The organism is Haemophilus sp. THUN1690 (genome assembly GCF_059704375.1).
The window spans coordinates 313,393-335,441 of record NZ_AP046583.1; the positions used below are offsets into that span (position 1 = coordinate 313,393).

Here is a 22,049-nt window from a genome sequence, read left to right on the forward strand (position 1 = left end):
ATTTTTTTAGAAAAAAAACTTGTCACGAAAAGTTTTTTCCATATAATACGCCTCACTTGCTTACGACACGCCGACTTAGCTCAGTAGGTAGAGCAACTGACTTGTAATCAGTAGGTCATCAGTTCGATTCCGATAGTCGGCACCATTCTTTCGTACACAAGTATTCATTTAGCGTGGAGGGGTTCCCGAGCGGCCAAAGGGGGCAGACTGTAAATCTGTTGGCTCAGCCTTCGAAGGTTCGAATCCTTCTCCCTCCACCATCTTTTAGATGAATCCTGATGGGACAGACGAATTTAGGACTTGCGGGCATCGTATAATGGCTATTACCTTAGCCTTCCAAGCTAATGATGCGGGTTCGATTCCCGCTGCCCGCTCCAAACGCTGATATAGCTCAGTTGGTAGAGCGCACCCTTGGTAAGGGTGAGGTCGGCGGTTCAAATCCGCCTATCAGCACCATCCTTCAATTCTCTTTCCTTCATTTAGAATAAACAATTTTATTGGTTAATGTGGTTTTATTTACCCATCGATAACCGTGTCTATTTAGAGGGACTCTTTAAATGTCTAAAGAAAAATTTGAACGTACAAAACCGCACGTAAACGTGGGTACAATCGGCCACGTTGACCACGGTAAAACAACTTTAACAGCAGCAATCACAACCGTATTATCTAAACACTACGGTGGTGCAGCTCGCGCATTTGACCAAATCGATAACGCGCCAGAAGAAAAAGCGCGTGGTATCACCATCAACACTTCACACGTTGAATACGATACAGCAACTCGTCACTATGCACACGTTGACTGTCCAGGACACGCCGACTATGTTAAAAACATGATTACTGGTGCGGCACAAATGGATGGTGCTATCTTAGTAGTAGCAGCAACTGATGGCCCTATGCCACAAACTCGTGAGCACATCTTATTAGGTCGCCAAGTAGGTGTACCTTACATCATCGTATTCTTAAATAAATGCGACATGGTAGATGACGAAGAGTTATTAGAATTAGTAGAAATGGAAGTTCGTGAACTTCTTTCTCAATATGACTTCCCAGGTGACGATACTCCAATCGTACGTGGTTCTGCATTACAAGCATTAAACGGCGTAGCAGAATGGGAAGAAAAAATCCTTGAGTTAGCAAACCACTTAGACACTTATATTCCTGAGCCAGAGCGTGCGATTGACCAACCGTTCCTTCTTCCAATCGAAGATGTGTTCTCAATCTCAGGTCGTGGTACAGTAGTAACTGGTCGTGTAGAACGTGGTATCATCCGTACTGGTGATGAAGTAGAAATCGTAGGTATCAAAGATACAGCGAAAACTACTGTAACGGGTGTTGAAATGTTCCGTAAATTACTTGACGAAGGTCGTGCAGGTGAAAACATCGGTGCATTATTACGTGGTACAAAACGTGAAGAAATCGAACGTGGTCAAGTATTAGCGAAACCAGGTTCAATCACACCACACACTGACTTCGAATCAGAAGTGTACGTATTATCAAAAGAAGAAGGTGGTCGTCATACTCCATTCTTCAAAGGTTACCGTCCACAATTCTATTTCCGTACAACTGACGTAACCGGTACTATCGAATTACCAGAAGGCGTGGAAATGGTAATGCCTGGTGATAACATCAAGATGACAGTAAGCTTAATCCACCCAATCGCGATGGACCAAGGTTTACGTTTCGCTATCCGTGAAGGTGGCCGTACAGTAGGCGCTGGCGTTGTTGCGAAAATCATCAAATAATTGATGTATTCTTGAATGTCTTAAATACAGAAAGAAGACAAAAGAAAGTGCGGGGAAATTCTCCGCACTTTTTGTTTATTCCATATCTGATACTTCGTTGAGTATTTACTAAATTATTTGATTTTTATAGTGATAGCTGTGGTGAATAATTTTCAGTGATTCCAACAAGTTCTTCTATTGAAATTAATTTTATCTTACTGATTTGAGGTAAAAGTGCGGTGAGATTTCTTGCTAAAACATCTTGTTCTAACATCATATAATTCGCCTTACATCTAGCAAAATAATCAGGGTATTTTACTGCCAATAACACACCATCTTGCCATAATACTACCGCATCTTTTTCTGTAATATATGAAAAATAGTTATCTAGTTCATTTTTAGGATAATCTGATTGAGAAAATGTATAAAGCATAATATTCCTTAGAAAGTGAACAATTTTTCTGCTTGACTAAGCTTTTCTATCAATAAAGAGCGGTCAATTTTTTCACAAGATAGGATGAGTTGCTTATCCTCTAGCTTAAATTTCTGTAAAGACTCTGTGCATATAAAGCGTTGTTCTACATCATATAAATCTAATAATTTAAAGGTTCTAATGAAGTCTTTCTGTTGAATGAGTTCAGGTTGTTGATGATTAATAAGATTTAGTACACCATCATCTATAAAAAATACGCCAATATCATCTGGCTCACAAAAAGCTGTTGCGGCAAGAATTGCATCTAAGCCTTCTTGTGAAATGGATGTGCCATGTGGGGATGTGCGAAATAAAAAGGCTATTTTCATAGGGTTATTACTCGATCTGCTTTTAAACTTGCTGTCATAAACTCACCAAGGCCTGCAATTATGAATCCTTCTGCAAGATTGTAGTGATCTGTGGTTGATGTCGTTAAGTTATCAACAACACCTCGTCGTTGAGATGCTGCAACACATAAATGCAAAGGAACATTGTGGGTGATGGAAAACATTTGCCAATGTTTTTGTAAATTAACTTCATCATTAGCTGGATACACTAATGCATTTCCGTTACTTACTCCATCTTGAAAGAAAAAAATCTGTGAGATTTCGTGGCCTTTTTTGATTAAGGCGTCTGCAAATTGATAAGCTAAAAATGCCCCTTGCTTTCCGTAAATAGGGCTTTTGACGGCGATAACATAGCGCATTATTCTTGCTCTTGTTTGATTTGGCGGATGTAGAGGTAAACCGTATGTCGGGAAATATCTAAGCGTTCTGCGACTAAATTAATCGCATCTTTAATATCAAAAATGCCTTTTTCGTAAAGAGAAAGGACGATTTGTCGGTTTTTAGTATTATTGGCAACAGAGCGATCCGCATTGACTTCTTCTATTGTTTTTTCAATAGTCTGCGCAACCAAGTCTTCAACTGAACTCGCAAAGTTCACTGAAGATGTTTCATTCGTATGCTCCGTTGGCATAAAGCATTGCAAAAATTGAGACACGGGTACATCTAAATTGATATTGATACAAAGCAAACCAATAATACGTTGAGTTTTATTACGAATGGCAATGGTGACTGATTTCATCAGTACATTGCCTTTTGCTCGTGTAAAATAAGGCTTTGAAACACTTTCGCTTTGCATATTTCGTAGCGAACGTAAGGCAAGATCGGTGATTGGCGAACCAACTTGTCGATTAGTGTTATGTCCGTTAGCAATACAAATAGCAGAATGTTCAATATCTTCTAGAGAATGAAGCACGATTTCGCAGTGTTCGCCAATCAGCGCGCTTACACCATCAACGACCGCTTTGTAGGAGTTTATGATAGTGCAATCTTCGTCGGTGAAAGGATATTTGTCGTTTAAAGTCATGGTGTTAGGTTAAAAGTGCGGTAAAAATTTCGCTCGTTTTTATAATAAAAAGCACGCGTTAAAGAACGCGCGCTATTAAACTTATTAATTATTTTGTAGCTTTTGGATTGACGTCTAATACTTCCACATCAAAAATTAATGTTGAATTTGGTGGAATAGATGCGCCAGCACCTTGTTCGCCATAGCCTAATTCAGGTGCGATAACTAATTGAATTTTTCCGCCTTTTTTCACTAATTGAAGACCTTCAGTCCAGCCTTTAATTACTTGATCAAGTTGGAATTCTACAGGTTGACCGCGTTCTACGGAGCTATCAAACACTTTTCCATTTGGTAATTTACCCGTGTAATGTACTTTAACTGTATCTGTTGCTTTGATTGCATCGCCTTTACCAGGGTTTTCAATTTTGTACATTAAACCAGATTGTGTAGTTTTTACATCTTTACCTTTAGCAAATTCAGCACGGAATTTATCACCTTCTTCTTTTGCTTGTTTAGCAATAGATTCTGCTTTTGCTTTTGATGCAGCCATTAATTTTGTTTCAATAGATTCTAAGGTTTTTTGGATTTTTTCATCTTTACGAACATCCACTTTACCTTCTAAGGCATCTTTTAAACCATCTAAAATACGCGCATTATCATATTTGATGACTTCTTTGTGTGAATCTACAAGATCTTTCATTTGACCGCCCATGAGCGTACCCACGGCATAAGATGCTGCTTTCTCATCGAATGCGCTATCTTCTGCAAAAACTTGGCCAGAAATCACCGCACTTACCATTAATGCTGCGATAGATAATTTTTGAATTTTTAACATATGAGTTAATCCTTTATAATGAATGGAATAATACGAGGAATAGATTAAATGGCTTTCTATCTATTCTCAACTTTTTTTTAGAATTTAGAGAAAATTTATGCAAATTCAACAAATGTTAGAAAATCGCATCGAAGAACTTGAAACGAAAATTGCATTTCAGGAACAGTTATTAGATGAATTAAATCACGCTTTAGTTCAACAGCAATTTGATATTGATAAAATGCAAGTCCAACTGCGTTATATGGCAAATAAATTAAAAGATTTTCAACCCTATAACATTGCAAGCCAATCTGAAGAAACGCCACCGCCCCATTATTAATTTCTGCAATAAATTAGTACAAATGAAAAGGGCGCTTAATGCGCCCTTTGAATTACATTCCCAAATAATCAGCTAAATACTTGTCTGCTTATGCAAAGTATTTTTCCAAATCGTCGCTACCGCCAATGTGTTTACCACCGATAAACACTTGTGGAACAGTAGTACGACCTGAAACTGCACGTACGCTCACGATTGTTGCATCGTGACCTAATACGATTTCTTCGAAGCTTAAGCCTTTATCGTGTAAAAGTTGTTTTGCTTTTGCACAGAAAGGACAGCCAGGTTTTGTGAAGATTGAAATAGACTCTTGCACTTGGTGTTGTGGCGCAAGGTATTTCAACATAGTGTCAGCATCGGATACTTTGAACGGATCGCCTGGTTCGTTTGGTTCGATAAACATTTTTTCAACTACGCCGTTTTTCACAAGCATAGAATAACGCCATGAACGTTTGCCGAAGCCTAAATCTTCTTTACCAACTAACATACCCATGCCTTCGGTAAATTCACCATTACCATCTGGAATGAAAGTGATGTTTTCAGATTTTTCATCTTCTTTCCATGCGTTCATTACGAAAGTATCATTTACAGATACAACAAGAATATCGTCTACACCGTATTTTTTGAATACTGGCGCTAATTCGTTATAACGCGGTAAATGTGATGATGAGCAAGTTGGAGTGAATGCGCCTGGTAATGAGAACACGATCACTGTTTTGTTATCAAATAATTCAGAGGTAGTTATATCAACCCATTTATCACCCTGACGAGTGCGGAATGTCACTTGAGGGACTTTTTTTCCTTCCATACTAGACATTGTTTTTTCTCCTATTGGTTGTTAATTTAAATTTTACGCGCTGTATTATAGGGAAAATTATGATATAGTCATAATCAATTAATTCTATTCTTTTAATTGAATTTTTCTATAGGGAAAATCTCATGAATATCCGTGATCTAGAATATCTTGTTGCCTTATCTGAATATAAACATTTCCGTCGTGCTGCCGATTCTTGTAATGTGAGTCAACCAACATTAAGTGGTCAAATTCGTAAATTAGAAGATGAGCTCGGTATTATCTTGTTAGAGCGCACCAGTCGTAAGGTGTTGTTTACTCAATCTGGGATGTTGTTGGTTGATCAAGCTCGTACAGTTCTTCGAGAAGTAAAATTATTGAAAGAAATGGCGAGCAATCAAGGTAAAGAAATGACCGGGCCATTACACATCGGTTTAATCCCAACACTTGGCCCTTATTTGCTCCCTTATATTGTACCAACGTTAAAAGAGGCATTCCCTGATTTAGAAGTTTTTCTTTATGAAGCGCAAACGCATCAATTATTAGAACAATTGGAAACGGGGCGTTTAGATTGTGCTATCGTTGCCACTGTTCCAGAAACTGAGGCTTTTATTGAAGTACCTATTTTCAACGAGAAAATGTTACTTGCCGTATCTGAGCATCATCCTTGGGCTCAAGAAAGTAAACTTCCAATGAACCAGTTAAATGGTCAAGAAATGTTAATGCTTGATGATGGTCATTGTTTGCGTAATCAAGCGTTAGATTATTGCTTCACTGCTGGCGCAAAAGAAAATTCCCATTTCCAAGCAACTAGTCTTGAAACTTTGCGCAATATGGTGGCAGCAAATGCAGGTATTACTTTTATGCCTGAATTGGCTGTATTGAATGAAGGTACGCGCAAAGGTGTGAAATATATTCCTTGTTATTCGCCTGAGCCATCACGCACCATTGCGTTGGTTTATCGTCCTGGTTCACCATTACGTAACCGCTATGAGCGTGTGGCAAGTGCGGTCAGCGATGAAGTTAAATCTATTCTAGGTGGGTTGAAATAATGGCTGGTGTTCGTGCTGTTCAAAAAGAAAAGACTCGTCGCGCTTTAGTGGATGCAGCATTTAATCAACTTAGCGCAGAAAAAAGTTTTTCTAATTTGAGTTTGAGAGAAGTTGCTCGCGAGGCTGGAATTGCGCCTACATCTTTCTATCGCCATTTTAGCGATATGGATGAACTCGGCTTAGAAATGGTGGATGAAGCTGGTTTGATGTTGCGCCAACTAATGCGTCAAGCGCGTAAACGTATTGATGCTGGCGGTAGCGTTATTTCAGTTTCTGTAGATACATTTTTTGAATTTATCACTAACAGTACGAACGTTTTCCGTTTGCTATTACGCGAAAGTTCAGGCACTTCTCAAGCTTTTCGTACTGCGGCAGCACGTGAAATTAAGCATTTTGTTGATGAGTTAGCAGAATATATTTCCTACAAACATCAATATTCGCAATATGTTGCTTATGTTCAAGCGGAAGGCATCGTAACAATCGTATTCACCGCAGGGGCTAATGCTTTAGATATGAGTAAAGCTGAACGTGAGCAACTTAAAGCTCGAGTGATTTTGCAGTTGAGAATGCTTGCAAAAGGCGCTGATTTTGCAGCGAATAAGGAAAGAGGTAAGTAAGATAGTTTATATCTAGCCTATTAGTTTTCTCTTTGTGCTTAGATATTCACTATCTTTTATTTTTCCGAGTTATTTCTCATACCAAATTTTATTCACATAAAGTGTAATAAAACCTGAGGGCGTTTCTACCCGCACTTCGTCGTCTAATGTTTTTCCTATTAAAGCTCGAGCAACTGGGGAATCAATGGATATCCAATTTTTCGCAGGGGCAAATTCATCACAACCGACAATACGGTATTGCTTGGTTTCTCCTTCTTCATTTTCTAATTCCACCCACGCACCGAAGAAAACTTTTCCCTCTTGCTTTGGGTTGTAATCGACAATTTGTAGCACTTCCAATCTTTTAGTTAAAAAACGTACTCGGCGATCAATTTCACGTAAACGACGTTTTCCGTAAATATATTCTGCATTCTCACTGCGGTCACCAAGCGCCGCGGCATCTGAAACAGCTTGGGTAACTTTGGGACGTTCTTCTTTCCACAAAAACTTGAGTTCTTGGTCAAGCTCATTCCAGCCTTGACGGGTAATATAATTTGATTTTGCCATAATAAAAATAAAAGAAAGTTTTTCGAATTATATTTGAGCCAACAGCCTAAAACCAGTATTCTATCTCCGTTTTTTCTCGAATCCCTTCATAACAAAGAAGTATGACAATGTTAAATCAACAAATTAGCCAAATTATTGCGGCAGAATTAACTGTTCAACCCCAACAAATCCTCTCGGCTATTCAATTATTAGATGATGGCAACACCATTCCATTTATCGCCCGTTATCGTAAAGAAGCCACTGGAGGCTTGGATGACACCCAACTTCGTCATTTTGAAACCCGTTTAATTTATTTACGTGAATTAGAAGATCGTCGTCAAACCATTTTGAAATCTATTGAAGAGCAAGGAAAATTGACCGATGAACTGCGTGACAAAATCCATGCGACACAAAGCAAAACCGAATTAGAAGATTTGTATTTGCCGTACAAACCTAAACGCCGTACGAAAGGGCAAATTGCGATTGAAGCCGGTCTTGAACCATTGGCGAATTTACTTTGGAATGAGCCTAAAAATGATCCAGAAAAAGCAGCGGCTGAATTTATTAACGTAGAGAAAGGCGTAACTGATACTAAAGTCGCGCTTGATGGTGCACGCTATATTTTAATGGAGCGTTTTGCTGAAGATGCGGGTTTATTAGCGAAAGTCCGTGATTATTTAGCGAAAAATGCCGTCATTGTATCCAAAGTGATCGAAGGCAAGGAAACGGAAGGCGCAAAATTCCAAGATTATTTCGACCACCAAGAATTATTGAAAAATGTGCCTTCTCACCGTGCATTAGCCATGTTCCGCGGACGTAATGAGGGCATTTTACAATTAAGCTTAAATGCTGATCCTGATGCGGAAGAGGGAAGTCGCCAAAGCTATTGTGAAGAGATTATTCGTGATTATTTAGATGTACGTTTTACTGGTCAGCCTGCGGATAAATGGCGTGAGCAAGTGATTGCGTGGACGTGGAAAATCAAAGTTTCGTTGCATTTAGAAACGGAGTTAATGGCAAGTTTACGTGAAAAAGCGGAAGAAGAAGCCATTGATGTTTTCGCTCGAAATCTGACCGCACTTTTAATGGCTGCACCCGCTGGCGCGAAAAGTACCATGGGCTTAGACCCTGGCTTGCGTACGGGGGTTAAAGTCGCAGTGGTGGATAACACAGGTAAATTATTAGATACCGCCACCATTTATCCACACACGGGGCGTGAAGCTGAAGCGCAAGTGGCGATTTTCAGCTTGATCCGCAAATATAACGTAGAGTTAATTGCCATTGGTAACGGTACGGCTTCTCGTGAAACAGAGCGTTTTGCGAAAGAAGTGATTAAAGAAATTAAAGAAAATAAACCACAAACCGTTGTGGTGAGCGAAGCGGGCGCATCGGTTTATTCTGCCTCTGAATTTGCCGCAAATGAATTCCCGAGTTTAGATGTATCTTTGCGTGGCGCGGTATCAATTGCGCGTCGTTTACAAGATCCATTGGCGGAATTAGTGAAAATCGAACCGAAAGCCATTGGTGTAGGACAATATCAACACGATGTAAACCAAACCCAACTTGCGCGTAAACTCGATGCGGTGGTGGAAGACTGTGTAAACGCGGTAGGCGTAGATTTAAATACCGCATCCGCGCCATTGCTCGCTCGTGTAGCTGGTATGACAAAAACCTTAGCGCAAAACATTGTGGAATACCGTGATGAAAATGGTCGTTTTGAAAGCCGTAGCGAATTGAAAAAAGTGCCACGTTTAGGGCCAAAAGCCTTTGAGCAATGTGCGGGCTTTATGCGTATTGCAGAAGGTAAAAATCCACTTGATGCCTCTGGTGTTCACCCAGAAGCTTATCCTGTGGTCGAAAAAATCTTGCAAGCCACCGCACAATCTATTCAAGATTTAATGGGTAATGCCAGTGTGGTACGTCAGCTTGATGCAAAACAATTTATTGATGAGCAATTTGGTTTACCGACCGTCCAAGATATTTTCAAAGAGTTGGAAAAACCAGGGCGCGATCCACGTGGTGAATTTAAAACTGCCGTATTCGCAGAAGGCGTGGAAGAAATCACCGATTTAAAACCAGGTATGATTTTAGAAGGTACCGTCACCAATGTGACTAACTTCGGCGCATTTGTGGATATTGGTGTTCACCAAGATGGTTTAGTGCATATTTCATCATTAAGCGATAAATTCGTAGAAGATCCGCATCAAGTGGTGAAAACTGGCGATATCGTGAAAGTGAAAGTATTGGAAGTGGATGTGCCGCGTAAACGTATTGCGTTGACGATGCGATTAGATGAAAGTGCGGCCAAAAATGACGGCAAATTTGACCGCACTTTATCAGCAAGACCTCGTGCAAATACGCAACGAGAGGAGCGGAGTTCGAGAGGTAATAATGCGATGGGTAATGCCTTTGCTGATGCGCTAAAAAATTGGAAAAAATAACAAGTTATAGGGCGAGATTACTCGCCCTTTTTTTATATCTTTCCTTTCCCGAAAAGCATCGCCAAAACGGCGATTTTTTGCTATAATCCCGCCCAATTTTTATTTACAAAAGAATGAGATAAATTATGTCAGAAACGACCAATGATAACTATGGTGCATCGAGCATTAAAGTATTAAAAGGCCTTGATGCGGTACGTAAACGTCCGGGAATGTATATCGGTGATACCGATGACGGTACTGGTTTGCACCATATGGTATTTGAAGTGGTGGATAATGCCATTGATGAAGCCCTCGCTGGCCATTGTTCCGATATTATCGTGACAATTCATGATGATAATTCTGTATCGGTGCAAGATGATGGGCGCGGGATTCCTGTGGATATTCACCCAGAAGAAGGCGTTTCTGCAGCAGAAGTTATCATGACAGTGCTTCACGCTGGCGGTAAATTTGACGATAACTCTTATAAAGTATCGGGCGGTTTACACGGTGTGGGCGTATCAGTGGTGAATGCGCTTTCTGATAAATTACAGTTAACCATTCGTCGTCAAGGTCACGTTCATGAGCAATTCTATCATTTAGGTGAGCCACAAGCGCCATTAACAGTGATTGGCGACACAGAGGCAACGGGGACAACGGTTCGTTTCTGGCCAAGCTCAGATATTTTTGCTATCACAATCTTTGATTACAAAATCTTAGCAAAACGCTTACGTGAGCTTTCTTTCTTGAACTCTGGCGTATCTATTCGTTTAATTGATAAACGTGATGGGTCTGAAGATCATTTCCATTACGAAGGCGGTATTCAAGCATTCGTCGAATATTTGAACAAAAATAAAAACCCAATTCATCCAAAGCCATTTTATTTTACAGCTGAGAAAGATGGCATCGGTGTAGAAGTTGCATTGCAGTGGAATGATGGTGTAAATGAAAATGTGTATTGCTTTACTAATAATATTCCTCAACGTGATGGCGGTACTCACCTAGCAGGTTTCCGTGGGGCTTTAACCCGTAGCTTAAATAGCTATATGGAAAACGAAGGCATGCTGAAAAAAGAAAAAGTGGCGACTTCAGGCGATGATGCGCGTGAAGGTTTGGTGGCTATTATTTCAGTTAAAGTGCCTGATCCAAAATTCTCATCGCAAACTAAAGACAAGCTCGTGTCTTCAGAAGTTAAAAGTGCGGTGGAATCTGCGATGAATGAAAAAATGCAGGAATATTTATTGGAAAATCCTGCAGATGCAAAAATCATTGTAAACCAAATTATTATGGCTGCTCGTGCGCGCGAAGCCGCACGTAAAGCTCGTGAAATGACGCGCCGTAAAGGGTCATTAGATATTGCAGGTTTGCCGGGTAAACTTGCAGACTGCCAAGAAAAAGATCCTGCACTTTCTGAACTTTACTTGGTGGAGGGGGACTCCGCGGGTGGTTCTGCAAAAGTTGGTCGTGATCGTAAAACTCAAGCAATTTTGCCATTGAAAGGTAAAATCTTAAACGTAGAAAAAGCACGTTTTGACAAAATGTTGTCTTCCCAAGAGGTGGGAACATTGATTACTGCCTTAGGTTGCGGTATTGGTCGTGATGAATATAACCCAGATAAATTACGCTATCATCATATCATTATCATGACCGATGCTGATGTGGATGGTTCTCACATTCGTACGTTGCTTTTAACGTTTTTCTATCGTCAAATGCCTGAGCTTATTGAACGTGGTTATGTTTACATTGCTCAGCCGCCACTTTACAAAGTGAAAAAAGGAAAACAAGAACGCTACATTAAAGATGCGGATGAAATGGAGCAATATGAATTAACGCTTGCGTTAGATGGTGCAGAATTACATATCAGCGCAAATGCACCAGCAATGAATGCCCTTGTATTTGAAAAATTAGTGGCAGAATATAATAGCGTACAAAAACTTATCGGTCGCTTAAGTCGCCATTATCCAACCCCTGTATTGCAAGGATTAATTTATCAGTCACCAATTTCTGTTGAAGTGATGAAAGACGAAAGTGCGGTGGAAAATTGGGGTAAATCTTTTGTTGAACAACTGACTGCAAAAGAAACAGAAGCGCATCAATATTCAGTGCGTACACAATTTAATGCGGAACGCCAAGTGTATGAAGCGGTGATTACTGTTCGTAAACACGGTATTGATACAGATTATTTCTTGAATTTTGATTTTGTTCACGGCAATGAATACGCGAAAATTGTTTCTCTTAATAAACAGCTCAATGGTTTATTAGAAGAAGGCGCTTATGTCACACGTGGTGAAAAAGTACAACCAGTGCGCAGCTTTGAACAAGCCGTTGAATGGCTAGTAAAAGAATCTCGTAAAGGCCTTGAAGTACAACGTTATAAAGGACTTGGTGAAATGAACGCAGATCAACTGTGGGAAACCACAATGGATCCAAATTCACGTCGTATGTTGAAAGTTTCTATTAAAGATGCTGTGGCAGCAGATCAATTATTCACTACCTTAATGGGAGATGAAGTTGAGCCACGCCGTGAGTTCATTGAGCTGAATGCGTTAAGAGCAAATTTGGACGTGTAAATTTTTGTCTATTTATATTAATAACTGAAAGGGCACTAAAGTGCCCTTTCTTTGTTTATCTTGTTATTTCATATAAGGATTACTATTGGTTTTTTGAACTTAAGTGAGTAAACTAAATGCACTCATTTTCTCAACGGAGAACCTTTATGAAACCTTATCTTATCGCCCCATCAATTCTTTCTGCCGATCTCGCTCGTCTTGGTGATGATGTACAAAATGTACTTAATGCAGGCGCAGATGTTATTCATTTTGATGTAATGGATAATCATTATGTACCTAATCTCACTTTTGGGCCTGCGGTATGTCAAGCTTTACGTGATTATGGCATTACTGCACCGATTGATGTGCATTTAATGGTAAAGCCGGTCGATCGTATTATTCCCGATTTTGCTAAAGCAGGTGCGAACTACATCACTTTCCACCCAGAATCTAGCGAACATATTGACCGCTCTTTACAGCTTATTCGCGATTGTGGTTGTAAATCTGGATTAGTTTTTAATCCTGCGACGCCCTTGAGCTATTTAGATTACGTTTTGGATAAAGTGGATGTGGTTTTATTAATGTCAGTAAATCCTGGATTTGGCGGACAATCTTTTATTCCAGCAACGTTGAAGAAATTACAACAGGCTCGTAAGATCATTGATGAAAGTGGTTATGACATTCGTCTTGAAGTGGATGGTGGCGTGAAGGTTGATAACATCGCAGAAATCGCTGCGGCGGGCGCAGATATGTTTGTGGCGGGTTCTGCAATTTTTGGTAAGCCAGATTATAAACAAGTTATTGACCAAATGCGTACACAGCTCGCGAGTGTGGGCGCATAACTGTCATTTTAATGAAATGCAATAGAACAGAGAAAAACAATGAATACACAATTTAAACTTATTGGCTTTGATTTAGATGGTACGTTGGTAAATAGCCTGCCTGATTTAGCGCTATCCGTAAATTCTGCCTTGGCTGAATTCGATTTACCGCAAGCACCAGAAGAATTAGTGTTAACTTGGATCGGTAATGGCGCGCCTGTATTAATTGCACGAGCGTTAGATTGGGCGCAAAAACAAACAGGAAAAGAGTTAACTGAAGAAGAGATTAAGCAGGTAACGGAGCGTTTTAATTTTTATTATGGCGAGAATTTATGTAATGTCAGTCGCCTGTATCCGAATGTAAAAGAAACATTAGAAACCTTAAAAGAAAAAGGCTATGTCCTAGCAGTTGTTACCAATAAACCCACAAGACATGTTCAACCTGTGTTGGCAGCATTTGGCATTGATCATTTATTTAGTGAAATGTTGGGTGGCCAATCTTTACCTTCCATTAAACCACATCCAGGCCCGCTTTATTATTTATGCGGAAAATTTGGTTTTGAACCACGCCAAGTGCTTTTCGTAGGTGATTCTAAAAATGATATTATCGCAGGTCACTCTGCGGGCTGTGCAGTTGTTGGTTTAACTTACGGCTACAATTACAATATCCCTATTAGTAAATCCAATCCAGATTGGGTGTTTGATGATTTTGCCCAGCTATTAACGATTCTGTAAGTTTCCTATCTAACAAAAAAGTGCGGTGAAAATTCACCGCACTTCTTTTATCAAATGAATTGTTTTTTAAAGAATATTTGAAAATTCTTCTAACATTTCTTTTGGCCATACGCTTGATTGGACTTCACCGATATGTTTTTTACGAAGTAAAAGCATTGCTAAGCGAGATTGACCGATACCACCGCCGATAGTTAATGGTAATTTTCCGTTTAATAAATCTTGGTGCCAATCCATTTTTAAACGGTCTTCATCACCCGTTAGGCTAACTTGTAAACGCAATGCACTTTCATCTACGCGAATGCCCATTGAGGAAAGTTCAAAGGCTTTACCTAATTGGTCGTTCCATACCAAAATATCGCCGTTTAAGCCTTTGTAGCCATTTTCAGATTCGGTTGTCCAGTCATCATAGTCAGGAGCACGGCCATCATGAGGTTTGCCATCTGAAAGTTTGCCGCCAATCCCGATCAAGAATACTGCGCCGTATTCTTTACAAATTGCGTTTTCACGTTCTTTACTGCTTAAATCTGGATAGCGTTTTACTAAATCTTCGCTGTGCACAAAGGTAATGTGTTTTGGAAGAATTGAAGGAATATCAAAACGTGCTTCTACGGCTAATTCTGTTAAACGAATAGCACGATAAATAGAATTTACTGTTTCTTTTAAGTATGCAAAATTACGACGACCTTCAGGAATCACTTTTTCCCAGTCCCATTGATCCACATAAACAGAGTGAGTCGGATCAAGAGAATCTTCATCTGGGCGCAATGCTTTCATATGAACAAACAAGCCTTCGCCTTCTTTAAAGTTGAAGCGAGCAAGAGTATGGCGTTTCCATTTAGCAAGAGAATGTACAACTTCAAATACCGCATTTGGAATACATTTCACATTAACTTGTACTGCCTTTTCAATGCCAGATAAGTTATCTTGCATTCCGTTACCTACTTGGCTCAAGATAGGGCCTTGTACTTCAATAATGCCAAGTTGTTCAATAAGATTTTGGGTGAAGGTATTCTTCACAAAACTGATTTCTTGTTGTTGTAAAATAAATGTCTTTTTCATTTTGATAACCCTTTTTAACAATAGGTGATATTTTTATGTATTATTTAATAAATATTACTTTTGTTTCAAGTATTTTGTTTGCTTTCTTTTTTAAATTGAATATTATCTAAATCAGAAAAGAAAAATTAAATAAAATCTAAAGGAGGCGGTTTTATGCACAATATTGATAGTTTAGATCAGCAAATCTTACGTGTACTCACCAAAGATGCGAGAACTCCCTATGCCGAAATGGCTAAAAATTTTGGTGTCAGTCCAGGAACGATTCATGTGCGAGTAGAAAAAATGCGCCAATCGGGCATTATTGAAGGCACGAAGGTGATTATTGATGAGCGTAAATTAGGTTATGACGTATGCTGTTTTATCGGCATTATTCTAAAAAGCGCAAAAGATTATGAGAAAGTGATCAAAAAGTTAGAAAGTTTTGATGAAGTAGTGGAAGCCTATTATACAACGGGTAATTACTCGATTTTCTTAAAGGTGATGACACACACAATCGCAGAATTACATTCTGTTTTGGCGACCAAGATTCAGTTAATAGATGAAATTCAATCCACTGAAACCTTGATTTCAATGCAAAATCCAATTTTGCGAGATATTAAACCTTAAGAACATAGAAAAGTGCGGTGAAATTTTTATTCAAATTTATCCTGATGTTTAAATTTCAATAAATCTCTCCGCTCTTTTTTGTTTGGGCGACGATCTGGATGGGGCATTGAAAGTGAATTGTTTTTTCTTGCCCACGCGATTTCTTCTCTTTTTTTCACGCTATTTTCGGTTTCTTGATAGAGTAATTGTGCCTCTGGCGCACCTCGGCGTTGATCGCTTAAGGCGATAATTTTTATTTCTTTTTCTTCGTTTCCCTGACGAAGTTTTAACATTGCGCCTACTTCCACAATTTTACTTACTTTCGCACGTTGATTGTTGTAATGCACTTTGCCACTTTCAATCATCGCTTTAGCAATGCTACGTGTTTTGTAGAATCGCGCAGCCCACAACCATTTGTCTAATCTGACTTCTTTTTCTTCCATTTATGAATTTCTCTTTTGCTATTTTGTGGTACAGTTTGTCCCAATCCTATCACAAAATAAAGGAAAACTTATGTTATCCGATTCATCCAAAAAATTACCTAAAATTCTTACCGCACAAGTTGTTGCTAAATCTCGTTTATTTGAAATTCAGTCTGTTGATTTAGCGTTTTCTAATGGGGAATTACGTACTTATGAGCGTTTCAAACCCGGTAATCAGCAGGCTGTTATGATGGTTCCCATTGATGGGGATGATCTTTTATTGATTCGTGAGTATTCAGTTGGCACAGAACGTTATGAATTAGGATTTCCTAAAGGCGGCGTAGATAAAGATGAAGAACCGAAAGAGGCAGCAAATCGCGAATTAAAGGAAGAGTTGGGGCTGGGAGCCAATAAAATTGATTTCTTGCGCACGGTGATTACCAATCCAAGTTATATGCGTAGCATTATGCATATTTTTGTTGCTCAGGATTTTTATCCTTGCCAGTTAGAAGGCGATGAGCCCGAACCGTTAGAAATTGTTCGCTTTCCATTGTCGAAAATTGATGAATTACTTGCAGACCCAAGTTTCAATGAAGCTAGAAATTTAACCGCACTTTATTCTTTGAAAGATTATTTAAGCCAAAAATAATGGGCTTAATTGAATATCATTCTCTTATTTTCTCTTTTTTAAAAAGAGGAAAATCATGGCTAACCAGATGAACATCACTCTGAGTTAGCCTTTTTCGCTTATCTATAAATAAAAAATCATTCAAATATTCCCCTTTTTATTAAATATTTTCTAACAAGCTCAAATTTCCCTTTAAAAAACTTGAAAAAATACTCGATTTTTGACAATGTTTAGGTGTTTTCTTTTTTTACTCAAGGAACATTTTTATGCATAACGAAAACTTAAAAGAATTAACCGTTCGAGGAATTATCCTCGGCGCATTGATTACAGTGATTTTCACTGCATCCAATGTGTATCTCGGTCTAAAAGTAGGGATGACATTCGCGTCATCTATTCCAGCGGCCGTCATTTCTATGGCGGTACTCAAATTTTTCAAAGATTCTAGTATTCTCGAAAATAACATGGTGCAAACACAAGCATCTTCAGCGGGGACACTTTCTTCTGTGATCTTCGTCTTACCAGGCTTATTAATGATGGGTTACTGGCAAGACTTCCCATTCTGGCAAACTATGCTGATTTGTGCTGCGGGTGGTACATTGGGCGTGTTATTCACCATTCCATTACGCCGTGCGATGGTGGTTAATAGTGATTTACCTTACCCTGAAGGCGTAGCTGCAGCAGAAATCTTAAAAGCAGGTAATCATGCAGATGGCGATAGCGGTGTAAAAGATATTGCTTACGGTGGTGTTTTAGCGGGATTAGTTGCATTTTTAACTAACGGTTTACGCGTGATGGCTGATGGTGCTAGCGCTTGGGTTCAAACTGGTAAAGCAGCTTTCCAATTACCAATGGGCTTCTCACTTGCCTTGCTTGGTGCAGGTTATTTAATTGGTATCGTAGGCGGTATTGCGATGTTGATCGGTGTTATTTTGACTTGGGGTGTGGCTGTGCCATATTTCACGATGTCAGGTGATATCGCGGCAGACGCAAGCTTAATTGATGCAGCAATGGTGGTTTGGAAAACGAAAGTTCGCTTTATTGGTGTAGGTACAATTGGTATTGCAGCGATTTGGACATTACTTATTTTAATGAAACCAATGATTGAAGGGATGGTACATTCTTTCCGTATGTTGAAAGGTGGACAAGCTGAATCTGAGCACCGCGTTGATATCGACCTTTCTCCAAAAACAATGATTTATATCTTAATCGCGACTGTTGTGTTAATTGTTATTTCATTACACCACTTTATCGCGGCTGCACCGATTTCACCTGAGCTTTCCATTTTATTAGTTGTAGTTTGTACTTTCTTAGCGGTATTTATCGGCTTCTTTGTGGCTGCAGCTTCTGGTTATATGGCAGGTTTAGTGGGTTCATCTTCAAGCCCAATTTCTGGTATCGGGATTATTTCTGTTATCGTGATTTCATTGGTATTGGTGTCAATCGGTAATGCATCTGGCTTATTTGAAACCGTGGATGGTCAGAAATTTTTGACCGCACTTACACTCTTTACTGCGTCAATTGTATTAACCACTGCAACGATTTCTAACGATAACTTGCAAGATTTAAAAACGGGCTTATTAGTGGATGCGACACCTTGGCGTCAACAAGTCGCATTAATTATCGGCTGCTTTGTCGGTGCGCTTGTTATCGCGCCAGTATTAGAAATCTTATATCACGCGTATGGTTTCAGCGGTGCATTACCACGTCCAGATATGGATCCTTCACAAGCCCTATCTGCACCACAAGCAACATTAATGACCACCATTTCTCAAGGTATTTTCACAAATAAATTGGAATGGACTTATATCTTAACTGGTGTCGGCTTAGGTGCGGTGTTAATTACGATTGATGCATTCTTGAAAAAAGTCAGCAACAAAGTCTTTGGCTTGCCAGTTATTGCTGTGGGGATTGGTATTTACTTACCACCATCAATTAATATGCCTGTGATTGTCGGTGCATTCTTAGCATGGATCATGACTCGTCATATTGCAAAACTTGGTAACAAAGAAGTGTCTGCTAAAGCAGAACGTTTCGGTACGCTTTTCTCTGCAGGTTTAATTGTAGGTGAAAGCTTAATGGGTGTGATTTTAGCATTCATTATTGCGGCTTCTGTTACCACTGGCGGTTCTGAAGCGCCATTATCCTTAAATCTTGAAAACTGGGATACTATTGGCGAGTGGTTAGGTTTAATCGTATTTATCGTGGGCATTGTGATTTTTGCATCTCGCGTATTACGTGCGAAAAAATCTGATTAATCCTTAAATTTATTTTAGAATAGGCTACCTTTTGGATAGCCTATTTTTTTATTATGAAATCTTACTTAAAAACACTTATTTTTTTCCCTCTAATTTTACAAGTAATCGTCACCGCACTTTTGATTTGGTTCGATGATGATTCAAGTGGCGTTATCGTTCCTTTTTCTAGCTATGCTCTCACAGCATTTCTTCTTGCCACAATCCCCGCATTTTTAACCGCACTTTTAGCTGTAAAATTCCGTTACACACGTTATAACATTGCTTCGATTGTATTAGTTTCATCGATCATTTCATTTGTTTACTGCAATATGGCATCTTATTTTTATTTGTTATTGCTCGGCGAACAAGAAACTTCCTTTTGGGGATGGTTGACCGAAGGGGGATTATCCCTCGGGCTAATAAGCACATGCGGAATGGTGTTTTATGCTCTATTTGTGATGCCGTGGTTGCTGCCAAAAACAAGAGAATAATTTTATGCTCATGCTAAACGAACACTTACTTAACCAAGTATTGCTGATTGCTTATCAAGCGGGTAAGCATTTGCAACAGTTTTATCAAAAACAGGTTCATGTTGAATTGAAAGAAGACAACACGCCTGTGACGGAAGCGGATCTTTTTGTGAGCCAATTTTTGACAGAAAAATTAACCGCACTTTTCCCTAATGTCCCTGTTCTTTCGGAAGAAAATTGTCATATTTCCTTTGAAGAACGTAAAAATTGGAAAGAATATTGGTTGATCGATCCTCTTGATGGCACACAACAATTTATTAATCGTACCGATCAATTTTCTGTGTTGATAACCTTAGTTCGTAAAAATAAGCCAGTATTAAGCGTTATTCATGCACCAATTTTATCGACGACTTATTATGCAATGCGTGATTTTGGCGCATTTAAAAAACAAGTGGATCAGGTAAAAAAACTCACTAAAACCACGATTAATTTTGACCGCCCTTTACGAATTGCGGTAGGTGCAACCACTTCACAAGAAAAAGTGAGATCGATTTTACCGAAGGATTTTCCTAGTGAATTTGTTGTGGTGGGTTCAAGTAGCTTAAAAAGCGGTTTAGTGGCTGAAGGTGCAGTAGATTGTTATGTCCGTTTAGGACGAACAGGCGAATGGGATACCGCTGGTGCTGAAGTGCTGCTAGGTGAAACTCACGGTGCTATTTTTGATTCTCATTTTGAGCCTTTAACCTATAACCAACGTGAAACCTTGATTAATCCGCATTTTGTCATGGTGGGCGATCAATCGCTCGATTGGCGTTCTATCTTTCAATTTAATTGATTGGTTCGATTGGTTTTTTTCTCTAGAATACGGCATTATTTTCGACATTACTCGGAATCTTATAAGGAATAATTATGCAAACTGATAATAACTGTATCGTCATCTTTGGCGCGTCTGGTGACTTAACTCACCGTAAACTCATTCCAGCTCTTTATAATCTCTACAAAATCGGGCGTTTGAGTGAAAACTTTTCCGTTCTAGGTGTTGCTCGCTCTGAATTGAACGATGAAACTTTCCGCGAAAAAATGCGTGAGGCCTTAATCCATAATGAAGAAACAACACCAGAAACCTTAGATGCTTTCTGCTCTCATCTTTATTACCAAGCTGTGAATACTTCGGATGCTCAAGATTACGGTAAACTTGTTCCACGCTTGGATGAGCTTCACGATAAATATCAAACCTGTGGTAACACCCTTTACTATATGTCCACTCCGCCAAGTCTTTATGGCGTGATTCCTGAGTGTTTGGCTGCACATGGTTTAAATACGGAAGAATATGGCTGGAAACGTATTATTGTTGAAAAACCTTTTGGTTACGATGAAAAAACAGCGCAAGCGTTAGACGTACAAATCCATCGTTTCTTTGAAGAACACCAAATTTATCGTATCGACCATTATTTAGGTAAAGAAACCGTTCAAAACTTGCTCGTATTACGTTTCTCAAATGGTTGGTTTGAACCGCTTTGGAACCGTAATTTCATTGATTATGTGGAAATTACTGGTGCAGAATCTATAGGCGTGGAAGAGCGCGGTGGCTATTATGATGGTTCTGGCGCAATGCGCGATATGTTCCAAAACCATTTATTGCAAGTATTAGCGATGGTAGCAATGGAGCCGCCAGCGATTATTAATGCGAACTCCATGCGTGATGAAGTAGCAAAAGTGATGCATAGTTTGCGTCCATTAACTGCCGAAGATATGGAGCATAACCTTGTTTTAGGTCAATACACTGCGGCTGAAATTAACGGCAAAATGGAAAACGGCTATTTAGAAGAAAAAGGCGTACCAGCAGATTCTCGCACTGAAACCTACATCGCATTACGTTGTGAAATTGAAAACTGGCGTTGGGCTGGTGTGCCGTTCTATGTCCGTACGGGTAAACGCTTACCTGCTCGCGTAACTGAAATTGTGATCCATTTTAAAACTACGCCACATCCTGTATTCAGTCAAAATGCACCAGAGAATAAATTGATTATTCGTATTCAACCTGATGAAGCGATTTCAATGCGTTTTGGTTTGAAAAAACCAGGTGCAGGTTTTGAAGCAAAAGAAGTATCAATGGATTTCCGTTATGCCGATTTAGCAGGCGCACAAGTGCTGACCGCTTACGAGCGTTTATTGCTTGATGCGATGAAAGGCGATGCAACTTTGTTTGCGCGTACTGATGCTGTTCACGCTGCATGGAAATTTGTGCAACCGATTTTAGATTACAAAGCGAATGGTGGTCGTATTCATGAATATGAAGCTGGCACTTGGGGCCCTGTGGCTGCCGATAAATTAATCGCAAAACAAGGTAAGGTTTGGCGTAAACCAAGTGGATTAATGAAGAAAAAAGTTTAATTCATCTAATCTAGGGTGGGCTTTAGCCCACCTCTCTTAATATCGAACATAATA

General features: G+C 39.4%; 23 protein-coding genes and 4 tRNA genes. 18 read left to right on the forward strand and 9 right to left on the reverse strand.

The annotated features are described in order from the left end of the window. The first annotated feature begins 69 nt into the window (after nt 1-69). The 5 genes from AC6H22_RS07915 (at nt 70) to tuf (ending at nt 1,742) form a co-directional block, all read left to right on the forward strand. Nucleotides 70-145 (forward strand) — tRNA-Thr (locus AC6H22_RS07915). A gap of 30 nt (nt 146-175) precedes the next feature. Next, a tRNA-Tyr gene (locus AC6H22_RS07920) sits at nt 176-260 on the forward strand. A gap of 42 nt (nt 261-302) precedes the next feature. After that, a tRNA-Gly gene (locus AC6H22_RS07925) sits at nt 303-377 on the forward strand. 3 nt (nt 378-380) lie between these two features. Beyond that, nucleotides 381-456 (forward strand) — tRNA-Thr (locus tag AC6H22_RS07930). Between the two features lie 101 nt (nt 457-557). Further along, entirely contained in the window at nt 558-1,742 is a 1,185-nt protein-coding gene (gene tuf / locus AC6H22_RS07935) for an elongation factor Tu (RefSeq protein ID WP_005646706.1), read from the forward strand. A gap of 124 nt (nt 1,743-1,866) precedes the next feature. Here the strand turns inward: tuf and AC6H22_RS07940 are convergent, their stop codons facing one another. The 5 genes from AC6H22_RS07940 to fkpA all read right to left on the reverse strand — a co-directional run bounded on the left by AC6H22_RS07940 (nt 1,867) and on the right by fkpA (nt 4,378). Next, nucleotides 1,867-2,154 carry a DsrH/TusB family sulfur relay protein gene (locus tag AC6H22_RS07940; RefSeq protein WP_005629652.1) on the reverse strand — a complete coding sequence of 96 codons (288 nt, stop codon included), beginning with the start codon at nt 2,152-2,154 and terminating at the stop codon, nt 1,867-1,869. A gap of 8 nt (nt 2,155-2,162) precedes the next feature. After that, nucleotides 2,163-2,522, reverse strand: coding sequence for a sulfurtransferase complex subunit TusC (gene tusC / locus AC6H22_RS07945; protein ID WP_005629655.1), 360 nt, complete (start codon nt 2,520-2,522; stop codon nt 2,163-2,165). Further along, entirely contained in the window at nt 2,519-2,899 is a 381-nt protein-coding gene (gene tusD / locus AC6H22_RS07950; protein WP_118817394.1) for a sulfurtransferase complex subunit TusD, read from the reverse strand. The genes tusC and tusD overlap by 4 nt, the downstream gene beginning before the upstream one ends. After that, nucleotides 2,899-3,564 (reverse strand): helix-turn-helix transcriptional regulator, encoded by a 666-nt coding sequence (locus AC6H22_RS07955; RefSeq protein WP_005629659.1) that lies wholly within the window; start codon nt 3,562-3,564, stop codon nt 2,899-2,901. Before AC6H22_RS07955 ends, tusD begins: the two co-directional genes overlap by 1 nt. Before the next feature lie 88 nt (nt 3,565-3,652). Continuing rightward, nucleotides 3,653-4,378, reverse strand: coding sequence for an FKBP-type peptidyl-prolyl cis-trans isomerase (fkpA, locus tag AC6H22_RS07960; RefSeq protein WP_005629661.1), 726 nt, complete (start codon nt 4,376-4,378; stop codon nt 3,653-3,655). 97 nt (nt 4,379-4,475) lie between these two features. Here fkpA and AC6H22_RS07965 point away from each other — a divergent pair, with 97 nt between their 5' ends. Further along, complete coding sequence (locus tag AC6H22_RS07965; RefSeq protein WP_005629663.1) at nt 4,476-4,697, forward strand: SlyX family protein; 222 nt, start codon at nt 4,476-4,478, stop codon at nt 4,695-4,697. Between the two features lie 88 nt (nt 4,698-4,785). Here AC6H22_RS07965 and pgdx read toward each other — a convergent pair whose 3' ends face one another. Then, the gene (gene pgdx / locus AC6H22_RS07970; RefSeq protein ID WP_118817393.1) at nt 4,786-5,511 is read right to left on the reverse strand and encodes a hybrid peroxiredoxin PGdx; all 726 of its coding nucleotides are present in this window, start codon (nt 5,509-5,511) and stop codon (nt 4,786-4,788) included. A 122-nt stretch (nt 5,512-5,633) separates the two neighbouring features. Here pgdx and oxyR point away from each other — a divergent pair, with 122 nt between their 5' ends. After that, nucleotides 5,634-6,539 (forward strand): DNA-binding transcriptional regulator OxyR, encoded by a 906-nt coding sequence (gene oxyR, locus AC6H22_RS07975; protein WP_005629667.1) that lies wholly within the window; start codon nt 5,634-5,636, stop codon nt 6,537-6,539. Then, nucleotides 6,539-7,156, forward strand: coding sequence for an HTH-type transcriptional repressor FabR (gene fabR, locus AC6H22_RS07980; RefSeq protein WP_005629669.1), 618 nt, complete (start codon nt 6,539-6,541; stop codon nt 7,154-7,156). The genes oxyR and fabR overlap by 1 nt, the downstream gene beginning before the upstream one ends. Nucleotides 7,157-7,225: 69 nt before the next feature. On the opposite strand, the gene greB is transcribed toward fabR, so the two are convergent. After that, nucleotides 7,226-7,702 carry a transcription elongation factor GreB gene (greB, locus tag AC6H22_RS07985; RefSeq protein ID WP_005629671.1) on the reverse strand — a complete coding sequence of 159 codons (477 nt, stop codon included), beginning with the start codon at nt 7,700-7,702 and terminating at the stop codon, nt 7,226-7,228. A 107-nt stretch (nt 7,703-7,809) separates the two neighbouring features. On the opposite strand from greB, the gene AC6H22_RS07990 reads away from it, so the two are divergent. From AC6H22_RS07990 to AC6H22_RS08005, 4 genes are all read left to right on the forward strand, one after another. Continuing rightward, nucleotides 7,810-10,122, forward strand: a complete 2,313-nt coding sequence (locus tag AC6H22_RS07990; RefSeq protein WP_118817392.1) for a Tex family protein — start codon at nt 7,810-7,812, stop codon at nt 10,120-10,122. A 125-nt stretch (nt 10,123-10,247) separates the two neighbouring features. After that, on the forward strand, nt 10,248-12,668 hold the full coding sequence (gene gyrB / locus AC6H22_RS07995) for a DNA topoisomerase (ATP-hydrolyzing) subunit B (protein ID WP_118817391.1): 2,421 nt from the start codon (nt 10,248-10,250) through the stop codon (nt 12,666-12,668). Nucleotides 12,669-12,814: 146 nt separating this feature from the next. Further along, complete coding sequence (gene rpe / locus AC6H22_RS08000; protein ID WP_005629677.1) at nt 12,815-13,489, forward strand: ribulose-phosphate 3-epimerase; 675 nt, start codon at nt 12,815-12,817, stop codon at nt 13,487-13,489. 39 nt (nt 13,490-13,528) lie between these two features. After that, nucleotides 13,529-14,203, forward strand: coding sequence for a phosphoglycolate phosphatase (locus AC6H22_RS08005; RefSeq protein ID WP_005629679.1), 675 nt, complete (start codon nt 13,529-13,531; stop codon nt 14,201-14,203). Between the two features lie 66 nt (nt 14,204-14,269). On the opposite strand, the gene asnA is transcribed toward AC6H22_RS08005, so the two are convergent. Further along, nucleotides 14,270-15,262 carry an aspartate--ammonia ligase gene (gene asnA, locus AC6H22_RS08010; RefSeq protein ID WP_046942916.1) on the reverse strand — a complete coding sequence of 331 codons (993 nt, stop codon included), beginning with the start codon at nt 15,260-15,262 and terminating at the stop codon, nt 14,270-14,272. A 153-nt stretch (nt 15,263-15,415) separates the two neighbouring features. Here asnA and asnC point away from each other — a divergent pair, with 153 nt between their 5' ends. Continuing rightward, the gene (gene asnC / locus AC6H22_RS08015; protein ID WP_005635654.1) at nt 15,416-15,868 is read left to right on the forward strand and encodes a transcriptional regulator AsnC; all 453 of its coding nucleotides are present in this window, start codon (nt 15,416-15,418) and stop codon (nt 15,866-15,868) included. Nucleotides 15,869-15,894: 26 nt separating this feature from the next. Here asnC and hslR read toward each other — a convergent pair whose 3' ends face one another. Continuing rightward, nucleotides 15,895-16,290 (reverse strand): ribosome-associated heat shock protein Hsp15, encoded by a 396-nt coding sequence (hslR, locus tag AC6H22_RS08020; RefSeq protein ID WP_005626656.1) that lies wholly within the window; start codon nt 16,288-16,290, stop codon nt 15,895-15,897. Between the two features lie 70 nt (nt 16,291-16,360). Here hslR and nudE point away from each other — a divergent pair, with 70 nt between their 5' ends. From nudE to zwf, 5 genes are all read left to right on the forward strand, one after another. Continuing rightward, nucleotides 16,361-16,918: an ADP compounds hydrolase NudE gene (gene nudE, locus AC6H22_RS08025; protein ID WP_005626657.1), complete on the forward strand. Its 558-nt coding sequence runs from the start codon at nt 16,361-16,363 to the stop codon at nt 16,916-16,918. A 245-nt stretch (nt 16,919-17,163) separates the two neighbouring features. Then, nucleotides 17,164-19,152, forward strand: coding sequence for an OPT family oligopeptide transporter (locus AC6H22_RS08030; RefSeq protein ID WP_118817390.1), 1,989 nt, complete (start codon nt 17,164-17,166; stop codon nt 19,150-19,152). Between the two features lie 53 nt (nt 19,153-19,205). Then, nucleotides 19,206-19,622: an HI_0559 family membrane protein gene (locus AC6H22_RS08035; RefSeq protein WP_118817389.1), complete on the forward strand. Its 417-nt coding sequence runs from the start codon at nt 19,206-19,208 to the stop codon at nt 19,620-19,622. A gap of 4 nt (nt 19,623-19,626) precedes the next feature. Continuing rightward, nucleotides 19,627-20,436 carry a 3'(2'),5'-bisphosphate nucleotidase CysQ gene (gene cysQ / locus AC6H22_RS08040; protein WP_118817388.1) on the forward strand — a complete coding sequence of 270 codons (810 nt, stop codon included), beginning with the start codon at nt 19,627-19,629 and terminating at the stop codon, nt 20,434-20,436. 74 nt (nt 20,437-20,510) lie between these two features. Then, entirely contained in the window at nt 20,511-21,995 is a 1,485-nt protein-coding gene (gene zwf, locus AC6H22_RS08045) for a glucose-6-phosphate dehydrogenase (RefSeq protein ID WP_118817387.1), read from the forward strand. The last annotated feature ends 54 nt before the right edge of the window (nt 21,996-22,049 follow it).

Coding starts and splice junctions, on each gene's coding strand:
- AC6H22_RS07990 (WP_118817392.1), top strand. CDS start 7,810: ATGTTAAATCAACAAATTAGCCAAATTATTGCGGCAGAATTAACTGTT.
- asnA (WP_046942916.1), bottom strand. CDS start 15,262: ATGAAAAAGACATTTATTTTACAACAACAAGAAATCAGTTTTGTGAAG.
- tuf (WP_005646706.1), top strand. CDS start 558: ATGTCTAAAGAAAAATTTGAACGTACAAAACCGCACGTAAACGTGGGT.
- greB (WP_005629671.1), bottom strand. CDS start 7,702: ATGGCAAAATCAAATTATATTACCCGTCAAGGCTGGAATGAGCTTGAC.
- cysQ (WP_118817388.1), top strand. CDS start 19,627: ATGCTCATGCTAAACGAACACTTACTTAACCAAGTATTGCTGATTGCT.
- zwf (WP_118817387.1), top strand. CDS start 20,511: ATGCAAACTGATAATAACTGTATCGTCATCTTTGGCGCGTCTGGTGAC.
- tusC (WP_005629655.1), bottom strand. CDS start 2,522: ATGAAAATAGCCTTTTTATTTCGCACATCCCCACATGGCACATCCATT.
- rpe (WP_005629677.1), top strand. CDS start 12,815: ATGAAACCTTATCTTATCGCCCCATCAATTCTTTCTGCCGATCTCGCT.
- gyrB (WP_118817391.1), top strand. CDS start 10,248: ATGTCAGAAACGACCAATGATAACTATGGTGCATCGAGCATTAAAGTA.
- AC6H22_RS08030 (WP_118817390.1), top strand. CDS start 17,164: ATGCATAACGAAAACTTAAAAGAATTAACCGTTCGAGGAATTATCCTC.
- hslR (WP_005626656.1), bottom strand. CDS start 16,290: ATGGAAGAAAAAGAAGTCAGATTAGACAAATGGTTGTGGGCTGCGCGA.
- fkpA (WP_005629661.1), bottom strand. CDS start 4,378: ATGTTAAAAATTCAAAAATTATCTATCGCAGCATTAATGGTAAGTGCG.
- AC6H22_RS07940 (WP_005629652.1), bottom strand. CDS start 2,154: ATGCTTTATACATTTTCTCAATCAGATTATCCTAAAAATGAACTAGAT.
- AC6H22_RS07955 (WP_005629659.1), bottom strand. CDS start 3,564: ATGACTTTAAACGACAAATATCCTTTCACCGACGAAGATTGCACTATC.
- tusD (WP_118817394.1), bottom strand. CDS start 2,899: ATGCGCTATGTTATCGCCGTCAAAAGCCCTATTTACGGAAAGCAAGGG.
- nudE (WP_005626657.1), top strand. CDS start 16,361: ATGTTATCCGATTCATCCAAAAAATTACCTAAAATTCTTACCGCACAA.
- AC6H22_RS08005 (WP_005629679.1), top strand. CDS start 13,529: ATGAATACACAATTTAAACTTATTGGCTTTGATTTAGATGGTACGTTG.
- AC6H22_RS07965 (WP_005629663.1), top strand. CDS start 4,476: ATGCAAATTCAACAAATGTTAGAAAATCGCATCGAAGAACTTGAAACG.
- pgdx (WP_118817393.1), bottom strand. CDS start 5,511: ATGTCTAGTATGGAAGGAAAAAAAGTCCCTCAAGTGACATTCCGCACT.
- AC6H22_RS08035 (WP_118817389.1), top strand. CDS start 19,206: ATGAAATCTTACTTAAAAACACTTATTTTTTTCCCTCTAATTTTACAA.
- fabR (WP_005629669.1), top strand. CDS start 6,539: ATGGCTGGTGTTCGTGCTGTTCAAAAAGAAAAGACTCGTCGCGCTTTA.
- asnC (WP_005635654.1), top strand. CDS start 15,416: ATGCACAATATTGATAGTTTAGATCAGCAAATCTTACGTGTACTCACC.
- oxyR (WP_005629667.1), top strand. CDS start 5,634: ATGAATATCCGTGATCTAGAATATCTTGTTGCCTTATCTGAATATAAA.